The sequence below is a fragment of the Synechococcus lacustris str. Tous genome, from assembly GCF_003011125.1.
Taxonomy (GTDB): domain Bacteria; phylum Cyanobacteriota; class Cyanobacteriia; order PCC-6307; family Cyanobiaceae; genus Synechococcus_D; species Synechococcus_D lacustris.
This window is the reverse complement of sequence record NZ_PXVC01000170.1, coordinates 1-1,698: the sequence shown is the minus strand read 5'-3', so window position 1 is coordinate 1,698 and position 1,698 is coordinate 1. Positions and strand designations below refer to the sequence as shown.

At 45.6% G+C, this 1,698-nt stretch carries 2 protein-coding genes; both read left to right on the top strand.

What is annotated here, in order from left to right:
- On the top strand, positions 1-839 hold an 839-nt coding region (locus C7K08_RS13945; protein WP_106501119.1), incomplete at its 5' end, for a hypothetical protein.
- The coding region (locus C7K08_RS13940) for a sulfotransferase domain-containing protein (RefSeq protein WP_106501118.1) at positions 832-1,698 on the top strand (867 nt) is incomplete at its 3' end. The genes C7K08_RS13945 and C7K08_RS13940, both read left to right, overlap by 8 nt.

Here is a 1,698-nt window from a genome sequence, read left to right as displayed (position 1 = left end):
ACAGCACACAATGCTTGCAGCTTGCAGCTAGAGAATGGCGTTTAGCTCTGGAGAGTATCGGTTGGTTTCGTGCTGCAGCTGGTGAATCGCTTGAATATCAACGCTGGGATGACAGTGTTAGTAATCGTGATTTGCGCACTTTCTTGGTAACAAGTGGCCTTGGCGCATTGGCGATTCAGCGAGCTTGCCTGGTGCTGCACGGCACGGCCTTAGAACGTAATGGTGAAGCTGTATTGCTCTTGGGGCTCCCAGCCACGGGCAAATCAACTTTGAGCTTGTGTTTACAGCAGCATGGCTGGCAACTTATTAGTAGTGAAATTGTAGTTGTGGATAAAAATATGAAAATTTGGCCGGGTGTTCAACAATTAAAACTTTGGCATGATGCTGCAGTTGCCCTTGATTTGGATTGGCATCACTTGCCTCTAGTGCGGCGCGGGCTGAAACGATATGCATTGTTAGGGGATCAATTGAACTGCCTTGACTCAGCTGCTCCATTGCGTTGTATCTATCAATTGATGCGTGAGCGGCAACAGAGCAAAAGCGAGGCAGATGTTTTGGCATCATCAATAAAAAGTTCTCAGGCTTTTAGCCAGCAGCACGCTTTGCTCGTGCTACGAAATAATGCATTTCATGCCAGGGTTGTACGCGGTATGGAGTGTGAGCAGCAATTATTTATGCAGGCATCGGCATTGGCCCGTTCAGTTCCTATCTACACATTACGTGTTCCCGATGGTGTCAGGGCTATGAAAAATGCATGCGCAATGGTGGATTTGTTGGATCCAGCTTCAATTCAAGAACCTAATATAGAAGAAGGCACTAAGGGTGAAAGTGATGCTTGAGCAAAAGCATGGTTATTGGTATTTGGCTTCCTATCCAAAATCAGGTAATACGTGGTGCCGTGTTTTTATTACAGAATTATTGAGGCTAGCTGGCGAGGGCTATGCGGAAGAACTTAATTTAAATAATGATATTGAAACTGGCGCCATTGCTTCATCACGTTTATGGCTTGATGATCAGTTAGGCGTGAATAGCTGTGATCTGAGTTTTAGCGAATTGGATCCATTGAGAGGCAGTGCCGGGCAAACAGCATGGTTATTTGCCGAAGGTGAAAGGTTTCATAAAGTTCATGATGCTTTTAAATCTCCCGATTCTCGCAACCGACCAGTTGTTAGTACAGCGGGCTGCTTGGGCGCTGTTTATATCATGCGGCATCCAGAAGATGTGGCTGTATCACTGAGTCATTTTTTTTCTTGGCCGCTAGAGCGTTGTGTTCAATTTTTGCTTGATCCCATAGCAGCTCTAGTGCCATCTGAACGTGTTGGAGGCCATCAGGTGCGTCAGCATATGGGCCGTTGGGATCAGCATGTGTGCTCCTGGGCTGATCAACAGCAATTGCCATTATTGATCATCCGTTATGAGGATATGCTGGGAAATGGTTTAACAACCTTTGCTAAATTAGCAAGGTTTCTTGGCTTGCCTGATGATCAAGGTTTAATAAATCAAGCCCTTGATAATACCTCGATTGATAAATTAAAACAATTAGAAGAGAAAGTTGGTGGTTTTGCTGAGAAGCCAGAGGCGTGCAACCGTTTCTTTCGATCTGGGCGTAGTGGTGAGGGAGCTGAGCAGCTGAGTATTCCCCAGCGCCAACAATTAGCAGCTGAAATGGCTGATGTAATGAAACGCTTTGCTTATGAA